Consider the following 12,124-nt stretch of genomic DNA (forward strand, 5'->3'; position numbering starts at 1 on the left):
CCATGTGGTGCAGTCGAGCGCCGTTGTTATTTAAGTCCGGTGTTCGAGCCTCCCCCACCGACGGATGTCAGCGGGGTGCAGCGCTCCTCGAACCCTGGACAGGTATTAGGGGCTAGCGTCCTGCGGCACTGCGCAGGGTTTCCGCCTTGTCGGTCCGCTCCCAGGTAAACGTGGGCTCTTCACGGCCAAAGTGCCCAAAACTGGCCGTTGCCTGATAAATGGGGCGAACCAAATCCAGCATCTTCAGGATGCCATAGGGGCGTAGATCAAAGTGATCCCGCACCAGTTCCACGAGGCGGGATTCGGAGATGCGGCCGGTGCCGAAGGTGTCGACGAAAATCGACATCGGCTCGGCGACACCGATGGCATAGGCCACCTGGATCTCGCACTTGTCCGCGAGGCCGGCGGCCACGATGTTCTTGGCTACGTACCGGCAGGCATACGCCGCTGAGCGGTCGACCTTGGACGGGTCCTTGCCCGAGAACGCGCCACCCCCATGGCGGGCCATGCCTCCATAGGTGTCCACAATGATCTTGCGTCCGGTCAGCCCGCAGTCGCCCACCGGCCCGCCGGTCACGAACTTGCCGGTCGGGTTGATGAAAAATCGGGTCCGGTCACTGATCCAGTCCGCCGGAATCACCGGCCGGATCACCTCTTCCATGATCGCTTCTTTGATGTCGGCCTGGGACACCGTGTCGTCGTGCTGACTGGACAGCACGATGGTATCTACGGCGACCGGCTTGCCGTCCTCGTAGACGAAGCTGACCTGGGATTTGGCGTCGGGCCGCAGCCAGGGGAGGACACCGCGGCGGCGGATGTCGCTATGGCGCTTGACCAGGCGATGGGCATAGGTGATCGGCGCTGGCATGAGCACGTCGGTCTCGCGGCAGGCGTAGCCAAACATCATGCCCTGGTCGCCCGCGCCCTGTTCTTCAGGCACCTCGCGATCCACGCCCTGATTGATGTCCGGGCTCTGCTTGCCAATGGCATTGAGCACCGCACAGGTCGCCCCATCAAAGCCGACCTCGGCGCTGTTATAGCCAATCTCGAGGATGGTTTGACGGGCAAGATCCTCGAGATCAATCCAGGCGCTGGTCGTGATCTCGCCGGCGATGATGACCATGCCGGTTTTCACCATCGTCTCGCAGGCCACGCGGGCATTGGGATCATCCGCAATGATGGCATCCAGCACGGCATCCGAGATTTGATCGGCCACCTTGTCCGGATGTCCTTCGGAAACCGATTCCGAGGTAAAGAGGTACTGCTCGGCCATTGGGGCGGATCGCCTCCGTGTAACGCGCAAAAACTCACGCCAGTGTAGCGTTGGTTGCCTGTTCGCGGGAAGTTCTGGAGAATTACCGGCTTACCGAACCCCGATCTGCCCGCCGGAGATACACCGCTCATGTCCACTCGTCGTCAACTTGCAAACGCCATCCGTGCCCTTTCGATGGACGCGGTCCAGCAGGCCAATTCCGGTCATCCGGGCGCGCCGATGGGCATGGCCGACATTGCCGAAGTGCTATGGAACGACTTCCTGGTTCACAACCCCGCTAACCCGCAGTGGCCCAATCGGGATCGCTTCGTGCTGTCGAACGGTCACGGCTCGATGCTGATCTACTCGCTGCTGCATTTGAGTGGGTACGACTTGTCACTGCAGGCGCTGAAAGATTTTCGCCAACTTCATTCGGGCACACCCGGGCATCCGGAGGTGGGCGATACGCCCGGCGTGGAAACCACCACCGGGCCACTTGGACAGGGCCTAGCGAACGCGGTGGGCATGGCGCTCGCTGAACGACTGTTGGCCGGGCAATTTAACCGGCCAGGGCATTCCGTGGTGGACCACCGGACTTACTGTTTTCTCGGTGATGGCTGCCTGATGGAGGGCATCTCCCACGAGGTCTGCTCGCTTGCTGGCACACTCAAGCTGGGCAAGCTCATCGGGATTTACGATGACAACGGCATTTCGATTGACGGCAAGGTCAGCGGTTGGTTCACCGATGACACGCCCGCACGGTTCCAGGCGTACGGCTGGCATGTGGTGGCCAATGTCGATGGCCACGACGCCGAGGCGGTGCGCGCCGCCCTCGAAGAGGCTCGGGCGGTGACCGACCGGCCTTCATTGATTTGCACCAAAACAACGATTGGCTTTGGCGCCCCGAATGCCTGCGGAACCCATGGCGTGCACGGCGCGCCGCTGGGGGCCGAGGAGATCCAGGCAACCCGCGAATTCCTTGGCTGGGATCACGCGCCGTTCCAAATCCCGCATGCCATTTATGAGGGTTGGGATGCGCGCGCCAGTGGTGCAGCGGCGGAAGCGGAATGGCGTGAGCGCCTGGCTGCCTATCGCACGGCGCATCCCGAACTGGCCGCGGATCTTGAGCGTCGCATGGCCGGTGAGTTGCCAGCGCATTTCGCTGAGCATGCCGAGGCCTTCATCAAGCAGGCGCAGGCGTCTGCAAAAGATGACGCCAGCCGCAAGCACTCGCAGGCGGTCCTGAACGGCTTTGGCCCGCACCTGCCAGAGCTGGTGGGTGGTTCGGCTGATCTCACCGGGTCCAACAACACCTGGTGGGACAGCTGCCGCATGGTCACTGCTGATGAGGCGGACGCCAATTACGTCTCGTATGGCGTGCGCGAGTTCGGCATGACCGCGATCACGAACGGGATGGCGTTGCACGGCGGGCTAGTGCCGTACGCAGGCACTTTCCTTGTGTTTTCAGACTACGCTCGGAACGCGGTGCGGATGGCTGCGCTAATGGGCGTGCGCAGCATCCTGGTCTACACCCACGACTCCATTGGCCTCGGCGAGGATGGACCGACCCACCAACCGATCGAGCAATTGCCCAGTCTGCGTCTGATCCCCAACCTGGATGTCTGGCGGCCGTGCGATCTCACCGAGACGGCCGTGGCCTGGCAGGCCGCGATTGAACGCACCGATGGGCCCAGCGCAATGGCCCTGTCGCGACAGAAATTGCCGCATCAGCCCCGACAGGACGACCAGGTCAGCGACATTCGACGTGGCGGTTACGTGCTGCGTGAGCCAGCCAACGAGCCCGCGGCCATTGTCATGGCGAGTGGCTCCGAAGTGGGCCTGGCCGTGGAAGCGGCGGAAGCGCTGGAAGCGAAAGGCCACGCTGTCCGCGTGGTTTCGATGCCCTGCCTGGAGCGATTCATGGCCCAACCCGCCGACTATCGGGAGTCCGTGCTGCCCGCGTCGGTGCGGTCACGTGTGGCCGTGGAGGCCGCTGCACCGGATAGTTGGCGCGGACTGGTCAGCAGCGACGCTGGACTGGTGGGCCTGAGCGGCTTCGGCGCCTCAGCACCGGGGGACACGGTTTACGAATGGATGGGCCTGACTGCCGCGGCGGTGGTGACGGCCGTTGAATCTCAGTTAGCGGGTTGAACCCCCGCGAGCCAGTACAGCAAGGAAAAGGAGTCTGCGAACATGGCGATTAAGGTAGGAATCAATGGCTACGGCCGCATTGGCCGCAATGTGCTGCGTGCCCTCTACGAGGCGGGTCGCAGCGATGAGATTCGCGTCGTGGCCATTAATGATCTGGGTGATGCCGAGACGAACGCCTATCTCACGCAGGTCGACACGGCTCACGGACGCTTCCCGGGCACGGTAGAGGTCCGCGACGGCAATCTGATCGTCAACGGCGACGAGATCAAGGTGCTCGCCGAGCGTGATCCCGGCAAGCTGCCCTGGGGCGAGCTGGGTGTGGATGTCGTGATGGAATGCACGGGGCTTTTTGCCAGCAAGGAGAAGGCCTCAGCGCATCTCGCCGGTGGCGCCAAAAAGGTCCTGATTTCGGCCCCGGCTGGCAAGGCTGTCGACGCATCTGTCGTCTATGGGGTGAACCATGACGTGCTGCGTGCCGAGCATACGGTGGTCTCTAACGCCTCTTGCACCACCAACTGCCTCGCGCCGCTGGTCAAACCGCTCAACGATGCCATCGGTCTCGAGCAGGGCCTGATGACCACCATCCATGCCTACACCAACGACCAGGTGCTGACCGACGTCTACCACAGCGATCTGCGCCGCGCGCGCAGCGCCACCATGTCGCAGATTCCGACCAAAACCGGCGCAGCTGCCATGGTCGGGCTGGTGCTGCCAGAGCTCGACGGACGGCTCGATGGCTATGCCATGCGCATTCCAACGATCAACGTCTCGAGCGTCGATTTGTCGTTCATCGCCTCGCGGGATACCTCAGTGGACGAAGTCAACGCTGTGTTGAAAAAGGCCGCCGACGGTCCCTTGAAAGGGGTGCTGGCTTACAGCGATGGTCCCTACGTCTCGGTGGACTTCAACCACGATCCCCACTCCTCCACGTTTGATGCCACCCTGACCAAGGTGAGCGGTCGGCTGGTTAAGGCTTGCGCCTGGTACGACAACGAGTGGGGCTTCTCGAACCGGATGCTCGATACCAGCGTGGCGATGATGAAGGCCCAGTAATGGCGGTACGCACACTGGATGATGTCGAGCTCGACGGTCGTCGGGTTCTGGTGCGCGAAGATCTGAATGTGCCACTCAACGACGGCGCGATTACCGACGATGCCCGGCTTCGGGCTGCGCTGCCGACGCTTCAGCGTTTGCTGGCAGCCAATGCCCGGGTGATGGTCATGAGCCATCTCGGGCGACCTGAGCCTGGTCAGTTTGACCCAGCCGCATCGCTTGCGCCGGTGGCCGCGCGTTTGGGCGAGCTGTTGGGGCGTGAGGTGCCCGTGGTGCGCGAGTGGCTGGACAGCGAGGTGGCCCCCGTGCCGGGTGCGCTCGTGGTCTGCGAGAACGTGCGCTTCAATGCGGGTGAGACCGAGGACGACGAATCATTGTCGCGACGTATGGCTGCGCTCTGCGACGTCTTCGTGATGGACGCCTTTGGCACGGCCCACCGTGCCCAGGCCTCCACCCACGGAGTCGCCCGCTTTGCGCCGGATGCGGTCGCCGGGCCTCTGTTGGCCGCTGAGCTCGAGGCCCTCGGCAAGGCACTCGCCGCGCCAGCGCGGCCGCTGGTGGCCATTATTGGCGGCTCAAAAGTGTCAACCAAGTTAACGGTGCTGGAGCAACTCACCGATCGAGTGGATCAGCTGATTGTGGGGGGTGGCATCGCCAACACATTCATTGCCGCAGCGGGGTATTCGGTCGGCCGCTCTTTGATGGAGGTGGATCTGGTGGACACAGCCCGTGCGCTGATGGACAAGGCAGCATCTGCTGGCAGCGAGATCCCCATCCCGGCGGATGTCATTGTGGCGACCGAGCTGAGTGATCATGCCGTACCGCGGGTGGCAGCCGTGGACGACATTAACGCCGATGAAATGATTCTCGATGTCGGCCCAAAGACCGCATCGGCCTATGCTGAGCGCCTGCGACAGGCGGGCACGATCGTCTGGAATGGCCCGGTGGGCGTATTCGAAATCGACGCCTTTGGCGAGGGCACGCGCGCACTGGCCGAGGCGATCGCCGAGAGCCCCGGATTTTCAATTGCCGGGGGCGGTGACACCTTAGCCGCCGTGTCGAAATACGGTGTGGCCGAGCACATCTCCTACATCTCCACGGGGGGTGGGGCGTTTCTCGAGTTTCTTGAGGGACGCACGCTGCCCGCTGTGGCGATTCTTGATCAGTAACAGGACATCGTTATGACGCGTCAGACCAAGATTGTTGCCACCCTCGGTCCCGCAACCACGACCGAGTCCGCCCTCCAGGCCATTGTCGAGGCCGGCGTCGATGTCGTCCGAATGAATCTCTCTCATGGTGATCATGACGAGCACCGTGAGCGCGCTCGACTGTTGCGGGAGGCCGCCCGTAACGCCGGTCGCGTCGTGGGCATGCTGTGTGATCTGCAGGGCCCGAAGATTCGTATCGAACAGTTCGCCCGCGGGTCGGCCGAGCTGGAAGAGGGCGCGGCGTTCTTTCTGGATCCCGCCTTTGATGGCGCGGCGGGTACGGCCGAAGGCGTTGGTGTGGCCTACAAAGGGCTGCCTGAAGACGTGAATGCGGGCGATATCCTGCTGCTGGCGGATGGCCTCGTGCGACTGCGCGTTGAGCGTATTGAGGGCACGCGGATCCACACCCGTGTGGAGACGGGTGGGATGCTGTCCGATCGCAAGGGCATTAACCGCCTGGGTGGTGGGTTGTCCGTTCGGGCGCTCACGGACAAGGACCGGAACGACATTAAACTGGCGGCCGAGCTGGAGGCCGACTACGTGGCGGTGTCTTTCCCACGCGATGGCGCCGATCTCGATGAGGCCCGCGAGCTACTGCGCGGCGCTGGTGGCCACGGGGGCGTTGTGGCGAAGATCGAGCGCCATGAGGCCGTTGAGTCACTCGGCGAGATCATGGACGCCGCCGATGCCGTGATGATCGCCCGCGGTGACTTGGCCGTCGAGATTGGCGACGCCGAGCTGCCAGGTGTGCAAAAACGCATCATGCGCATGGCGCGTGAACGGGATTGTGTGGTGATTACCGCCACGCAAATGATGCAGTCCATGGTGGACAGCCCCATGCCGACCCGGGCCGAGGTGCTTGATGTGGCCAATGCCGTGCTGGATGGCACCGATGCGGTCATGCTCTCCGAGGAGACGGCGGTGGGCCAGTATCCCGCAGAGACCGTCGCTGCCATGGCGCGTGTCTGCGTTGGGGCAGAGGCCTACGCGGATGAGTCGCGCCCCACGGACGTCGCCCGCCGGAGCCCCCATTTCGATCGCATTGACGAGGCGATTGCGAAGACGGCGATCACGGCCGCGAATACCTTGGGCGTCAAAGCCATCGCCGCGATGACTGAGTCGGGGGCAACCACCATGTGGATGTCTCGGATTGGTACGGACATTCCCATTTACGCGCTCTCAGAGCAGCCGCGCACGCGCACCAAAATCACCCTGTATCGGGGTGTCCACCCGATCAGTTTTGACCCGACCATGCGCGAGCATGAGGCCGTGAATCGCGAGGCCGTTGAAGAGCTGACCCGGCGTGGTGTCGCCAGTGGCGACGATCTGGTTCTGATTACCAAAGGCGACCTGGCGGGCGTCCGCGGCGGGACAAATGCCATGAAGGTAGTTCGCGTTAACGAGATTCTCTAGCGGCTGTCGCCGCAGAGCCGGTCGCGTGCCTCGCGGTACTTGGCCGCGGTCTGCTCGATAATGACCTCGGGTAGCCGCGGCGCCGGCGCGGTCTTGTCCCAGTCGAGCGTATCCAGATAATCCCGAACGAATTGTTTGTCGAAACTCGGTGGTGAGCTGCCGGGTTGGTAGGCATCGGCTGGCCAGAAGCGGCTGGAATCGGGTGTGAGCGCCTCATCAATCCACACAAGATCGCCGGTGGCATCCAGGCCAAATTCGAATTTGGTATCTGCAATGAGGATGCCGCGATCGCGGGCATAGGTGGCGGCTTCGGTATAGAGCGCGAGTGTGATCGCCCGCAGTTGTTCAGCCAGCTCACGGCCCAGGGCCTTGATAACGGCATCAAACCCGACGTTCTCGTCGTGGTCGCCTGCCGCTGCTTTGGTGGACGGGGTGAATAACGGCTGTGGTAGCTGGTCGGCTTGGCGTAAGCCGCTTGGCAGATTGATGCCACACAGGCTGCCGTGGGCCTGGTAATCCCGCCATCCCGAGCCGATTAGATAGCCCCGGGCGATGGCCTCGAAAGGCAGTGGCGATACCCGCCGGACTAGCGACGCGCGCCCGGCCACTTGCTCGCGTTCCGCCGGATCGCTTAATACCGCCTCAAGGGGCCGATCCAGGCACTGATTCGCGATGCGGCCGCCAAGGCGCTGGAACCAAAAGTTAGAGACCTGATTAAGAACCGCTCCCTTTCCTGGGATGGGATCCTGGAGCACCACGTCAAACGCCGAGAGCCGATCGCTGGTCACCACGAGCAGCGCGTCATCATCGACCGCGTAGACATCCCGGACCTTGCCGCGCTGGAGCAGCGTCAGACTGCTCAGTTCGCTCTGGTACAACTGCTCGGGGCCCACGGCCAACTCCTTCGGTGCCTGGCAAACGTGAAAGCGGTGATCATAGCAGGCGGGATGCGTTTCACCAGGACGCGGCTTTCAGTCGCTCTTCTTGATCTGCGAAAAGGCCGCCAGGGCCGCCTGCCGACTGGCTTTAAGGTCGACCATGGGGTGTGGGTAATCCACGCCAAGCGTGATGCCTGCGGCAGACAGCACGGCCTGAGGTGCCTCCCAGGGCGCCTGTCGATGTTTTGCCGGTAGGCGGCCGAGTTCTGGGATCCACCGCGCGATGTACGTGCCTTCGGGATCGAACCGCTCGCCTTGACGCACGGGGTTAAAGACCCGGAAGTAAGGCGCGGCATCGGCACCGCTACCCGCAACCCATTGCCAGCCCAGGCTGTTACTGGCCAGGTCCGCATCGACCAGAGTGTCCCAGAACCAGGCCTCGCCGGCTTGCCAGGGCAGGCGCAGGTTTTTCACCAGAAACGAGCCAACCACCATGCGCACGCGATTGTGCATCCAGCCCGTACTGTAGAGTTCGCGCATGCCGGCATCGACCAGCGGGATGCCGGTCTCGCCGCGCTGCCAGGTCGCAAGCAGCTGATCATCCGGGTCGTCCTGCCAGGGGAAATCGGCAAATCGCGGGTTCAGCGGATAATCCGGAAAGTCCGGGTGGTGAAACAGCACGTGATGCGCGAATTCACGCCAGCCAATCTCTGAGAGGAAGCGTTCCGCACTCTCCAGAAGGCCGGGTTCTGTCGCGGGATTCGATCGCGCCAGCCGGCTCTGAACCGCCTGCCAGACCTGCCGGGGGCCGATCTCGCCGGCGTGTAGATGCGGCGAGAGCCGTGAAGTGCCCTCGACCGCAGGCCAGTCTCTGCCAGACTCATAAGCCGTCACCGTCTCATCCAGAAACGTTGTCAGGCGCTGATGTGCGCCGGCTTCACCCGGCTGCCAGGTGGCCCGTAATCCCGCGGCCCAATCGGTAGCGGGCAGCAGGTTCAGCGCTGCCAGTGGGGTCGACGCCGGCGTCGATATAGGCGCAGTAAGCGCTGGCGTCGGCATCGGGGCATCGGGGTCGGCCTGGCGCCGAGCCGCGCGCCAGAACGGAGTGAATGCCTTGTAATCACCGCCGGTGCCGGTTTTGATCGTCCAGGGCTCATGCAGCAGCGCCGCGTTATGGCTGTGAACGCTTAGTCCCCGCGCCTGGAGCGATTGTTTGATGTGCTTGTCACGCTCGATGAATGCTGGGTCATAGAGACGATTCCAGTGCACCGCCTCCGCACCTGTCTCGTCGATCAGTGACTCGAGCGTCGCGAGTGTCTCGCCGCTGCGGATAATCAGCGTGAGGCCATGTTCCGCCAGGGCGCTGGATAGCGCCGTGAGGCTGTGGTGGAGCCACCATTGGCTGGCAGCGCCTGGCGCCCAGTCGCCCGCCTCGCCGGGCGCATGGATATAGACTGGGATGACGGGGCGACCATCACGGGCCGCCGCGCTCAGGGCCGGGTTGTCGGCAAGGCGCAGATCGCGCCGGAACCAGCAGATCGCCGCAGACATTCGGGTAGGTCCTTTCCAGATCAGGGAGCTAATGGCGGAGCGCCATGGTCAACCCGTAAGATTGTACCCATCGAATTTAACGGCCGCACGAGGCAGGCATATGAGCGAATCGATCGCGCAGACAGGCAGAGTGGCCATGATCACCGGGGCAAGCGCCGGCATTGGCCGTGCGTTAGCTATTCGGCTGGCTGAAGCGGGGTGGCAGGTTGCGCTGTGCGCGCGTCGCGAGGAGACACTGCGCGCCGTGGCCGAGGACAACCCGGCCCTCGCCGAGCGACTGCATCCATTCCCCCTGGATGTGACTGATCCTGCGGAGAGCGAAGCGGTTTTCATGGCGGTCGAGGCTGATTTGGGCGAGGTCGATACGCTGATTCTGAACGCCGGGGACTATGACCCGATGCCGCTCGATGATTTTGATCCGGGCCTTTTTCGTCGGCTGGCGGAAGTGAATTACCTGGGCACGATCAACGGCGTGGGCGCGGCGCTGGGGCCGATGCGGGCCCGCCGACGCGGCCAGATTCTGGTGACAGCCAGCCTCTCCGCCTATCGGGGCCTGCCCCAGGCCGCGCCCTATGGCGCCAGTAAGGCCGCCGTTTTAAACATGGCGGAGTCGCTGCGCCCCGCCTTGGAGGGTACCGGGGTGTCACTGCGGGTCATCAACCCGGGATTTGTGAAAACCCGCTTGACCGAGAAAAACCGCTTCAAGATGCCGCAGCTGATCACACCGGAGCAGGCCGCGGATTATATTCATCGCGAGATCGATGCCTCGGGCTTCGAGATTTTCTTCCCCAAGCGGTTTGCCTGGACGCTGAAAGTCCTGCGGCTGCTGCCCTACCGCCTCTACTTCGCGCTTACCCGGCGCATGGTTCAGCCATGAGTGCGCTGGCCCGCTACGGTGAGTTCTTTGCTGAACTGCAGCCCGCTGATCTTGAGCGTCTGGATGTGGCGTTCATCGAAAACGCCCGGTTCAAGGATCCATTCAACGATGTGACCGGCCTGGCGGGGATTCGGCGGGTGTTTGAGCACATGTACGCCAATACCGCGATGGCGCGGTTCGAGGTGCTGGAGTCGGTGGGCGATGATCGGCTGGGTTATCTGCGCTGGCATTTCCATTTCCGTTTGAAGCGGGATCGCACCGACCGGGCACCCGTCGAGGGGGTCTCCCGCGTGGTGTTTGCCGAAGACGGGCGAGTGCGTGAGCACATTGATTACTGGGATGCCGCGGGTGAGCTTTACGCGCAATTTCCCGTGCTGGGTGCGTTGATGCGGGGCCTGCGGCGCCGGTTATCCTCGGAGTCGGCAAGTCGCGCGGGCTAGCTCGGCTCGCCTTCCATGTCGTGGACGCGGGCTCGCGTGGCCACTTGCGCTCGACGATCATGCGGGAAGCGCCACATGAGCGCAGTGGCCCCGAGCTTGAAGGCAATGGGAACCGCCCCGTAGAACAGGGCTAGGGTCAGGGTGCCCTCCCGGTCATCGATGTTGGTCGCGTCAAAACCCAGGAGCTCAAGCATCGGAAAGGCAATGCCGACAGCGAGCGCCAGCGCGAGTTTGGTGGCCATGTTCCAGATTCCGAAATACAAACCCGTGCGCCGCCCCCCGCCACCGGCGGTGTCGAGGTCGACCAGATCAGCCTGAATGGCAGCGGGCAGGGCCATGTCCACCGCGACACCCACGCCGGAGAGCAAGCAGATCACCAGAAACGCCCAGGTGTCCCCGGGGCCGAGAAAGGGCACAAACGCAAAGACCAGCGAGGTCCAGAGCATCGATAATGCCCAGGCGCGGTGTTTGCCAATTCGCCGCGACAGCCACAGCCATCCAGGCAGCGCGGCAATGCCGGTGACGAAGTAAATCAGTAACAGGGGGCCGGTCCACGCCTCGGCCATCAGGACATGCGCCACGAACAGCGTGAACAGGGAAGCGGGCAAGCCGTTTGCCAGTCCGTTCATGACATAGGCGAGGAGCAAGCGCATAAAGGGGCGATTGGCTCGAATCAGTGCCCAGCCAGCCCGCCAGCCCACAGGGTGACCCGTGAAGCGGTATTCCGGCACCCGCCAGACCGTAATCAGTACGGCGATGGGCAGCGCAATGACGAGCAGCCAGGCCAGCCCGGCGAGGGTGGCGGCATCCGCGCGGCCCGTGCCTAACAGGGTGGGCCAGGCAATCGCCAGCAGCGTGCCGGCCAGCATGAACCCCTCCCGACTGGCGGTCAGGCTGGCACGTTTGTCATAGTCCTCGGAGAGTTCGGCCCCCCAGGCCGTGTAGGGCAGCGACATGAGCGTCCAGCCCAGGTAGGCCGCGAGGCCCCAGCCGAGCAGGTAGGCTAGCCCAACATCGGTGGGCGGGCGGAACAAGGCCCAGGCGCTGATTAACAACAGGGGCATGCCGGCGACGATGAGCGGCCGGCGCCGCCCCCAGCGGGTATCGAGTCGATCCCCCAGGCTGCCAATCAGCGGATCCGTGATGACGTCCCACAACCGGGCCACCAGCAAGGCAGCCCCCACAGCCGCGAGGCCCAGCGTCTCGCCGTAAAAGCCAGGCAGAAAGACGTACATCGGCACGCCCATCACCGCCAGTGGCAGCGCCGGCAGGCCGTACAGCAGAAGTCGGCCTCGGTTCAG

10 protein-coding genes and 1 riboswitch are annotated in these 12,124 nt (G+C 63.6%); of the genes, 6 read left to right on the top strand and 4 right to left on the bottom strand.

Features of this window, described 5'->3' with window-relative positions:
- Positions 1-8: 8 nt before the first annotated feature.
- A riboswitch (S-adenosyl-L-homocysteine riboswitch) is annotated at positions 9-95 on the bottom strand.
- Between the two features lie 17 nt (positions 96-112).
- On the bottom strand, positions 113-1,273 hold the full coding sequence (metK, locus tag SPISAL_RS01660; RefSeq protein ID WP_016352738.1) for a methionine adenosyltransferase: 1,161 nt from the start codon (positions 1,271-1,273) through the stop codon (positions 113-115).
- Positions 1,274-1,402: 129 nt separating this feature from the next.
- On the opposite strand from metK, the gene tkt reads away from it, so the two are divergent.
- The 4 genes from tkt to pyk are packed head-to-tail and all read left to right on the top strand — an operon-like array spanning position 1,403 to position 7,077.
- Positions 1,403-3,403, top strand: a complete 2,001-nt coding sequence (tkt, locus tag SPISAL_RS01665; RefSeq protein WP_016352739.1) for a transketolase — start codon at positions 1,403-1,405, stop codon at positions 3,401-3,403.
- Between the two features lie 42 nt (positions 3,404-3,445).
- Positions 3,446-4,456: a type I glyceraldehyde-3-phosphate dehydrogenase gene (gap, locus tag SPISAL_RS01670; RefSeq protein ID WP_016352740.1), complete on the top strand. Its 1,011-nt coding sequence runs from the start codon at positions 3,446-3,448 to the stop codon at positions 4,454-4,456.
- The gene (locus SPISAL_RS01675) at positions 4,456-5,625 is read left to right on the top strand and encodes a phosphoglycerate kinase (protein ID WP_016352741.1); all 1,170 of its coding nucleotides are present in this window, start codon (positions 4,456-4,458) and stop codon (positions 5,623-5,625) included. Before gap ends, SPISAL_RS01675 begins: the two co-directional genes overlap by 1 nt.
- Positions 5,626-5,637: 12 nt before the next feature.
- Positions 5,638-7,077 (top strand): pyruvate kinase, encoded by a 1,440-nt coding sequence (gene pyk / locus SPISAL_RS01680; protein WP_016352742.1) that lies wholly within the window; start codon positions 5,638-5,640, stop codon positions 7,075-7,077.
- Here the strand turns inward: pyk and SPISAL_RS01685 are convergent.
- Together SPISAL_RS01685 and SPISAL_RS01690 are read right to left on the bottom strand one after the other, a co-directional pair.
- Positions 7,074-7,970, bottom strand: coding sequence for a phosphoribosylaminoimidazolesuccinocarboxamide synthase (locus tag SPISAL_RS01685; protein ID WP_016352743.1), 897 nt, complete (start codon positions 7,968-7,970; stop codon positions 7,074-7,076). The two genes, pyk and SPISAL_RS01685, sit on opposite strands and share 4 nt — an antisense overlap.
- A gap of 78 nt (positions 7,971-8,048) precedes the next feature.
- On the bottom strand, positions 8,049-9,506 hold the full coding sequence (locus SPISAL_RS01690; protein WP_016352744.1) for a cryptochrome/photolyase family protein: 1,458 nt from the start codon (positions 9,504-9,506) through the stop codon (positions 8,049-8,051).
- Positions 9,507-9,606: 100 nt separating this feature from the next.
- Here SPISAL_RS01690 and SPISAL_RS01695 point away from each other — a divergent pair, with 100 nt between their 5' ends.
- Both SPISAL_RS01695 and SPISAL_RS01700 read left to right on the top strand, forming a co-directional pair.
- On the top strand, positions 9,607-10,383 hold the full coding sequence (locus tag SPISAL_RS01695) for an SDR family NAD(P)-dependent oxidoreductase (RefSeq protein ID WP_016352745.1): 777 nt from the start codon (positions 9,607-9,609) through the stop codon (positions 10,381-10,383).
- Positions 10,380-10,823, top strand: a complete 444-nt coding sequence (locus SPISAL_RS01700; RefSeq protein WP_016352746.1) for a nuclear transport factor 2 family protein — start codon at positions 10,380-10,382, stop codon at positions 10,821-10,823. Before SPISAL_RS01695 ends, SPISAL_RS01700 begins: the two co-directional genes overlap by 4 nt.
- Here SPISAL_RS01700 and SPISAL_RS01705 read toward each other — a convergent pair.
- Complete coding sequence (locus SPISAL_RS01705) at positions 10,820-12,124, bottom strand: MFS transporter (RefSeq protein ID WP_041389420.1); 1,305 nt, start codon at positions 12,122-12,124, stop codon at positions 10,820-10,822. The two genes, SPISAL_RS01700 and SPISAL_RS01705, sit on opposite strands and share 4 nt — an antisense overlap.

The organism is Spiribacter salinus M19-40, from assembly GCF_000319575.2.
Classification (GTDB): Bacteria; Pseudomonadota; Gammaproteobacteria; order Nitrococcales; family Nitrococcaceae; genus Spiribacter; species Spiribacter salinus.

Coding starts and splice junctions, on each gene's coding strand:
- metK (WP_016352738.1), bottom strand. CDS start 1,273: ATGGCCGAGCAGTACCTCTTTACCTCGGAATCGGTTTCCGAAGGACAT.
- tkt (WP_016352739.1), top strand. CDS start 1,403: ATGTCCACTCGTCGTCAACTTGCAAACGCCATCCGTGCCCTTTCGATG.
- gap (WP_016352740.1), top strand. CDS start 3,446: ATGGCGATTAAGGTAGGAATCAATGGCTACGGCCGCATTGGCCGCAAT.
- SPISAL_RS01675 (WP_016352741.1), top strand. CDS start 4,456: ATGGCGGTACGCACACTGGATGATGTCGAGCTCGACGGTCGTCGGGTT.
- pyk (WP_016352742.1), top strand. CDS start 5,638: ATGACGCGTCAGACCAAGATTGTTGCCACCCTCGGTCCCGCAACCACG.
- SPISAL_RS01690 (WP_016352744.1), bottom strand. CDS start 9,506: ATGTCTGCGGCGATCTGCTGGTTCCGGCGCGATCTGCGCCTTGCCGAC.
- SPISAL_RS01695 (WP_016352745.1), top strand. CDS start 9,607: ATGAGCGAATCGATCGCGCAGACAGGCAGAGTGGCCATGATCACCGGG.
- SPISAL_RS01700 (WP_016352746.1), top strand. CDS start 10,380: ATGAGTGCGCTGGCCCGCTACGGTGAGTTCTTTGCTGAACTGCAGCCC.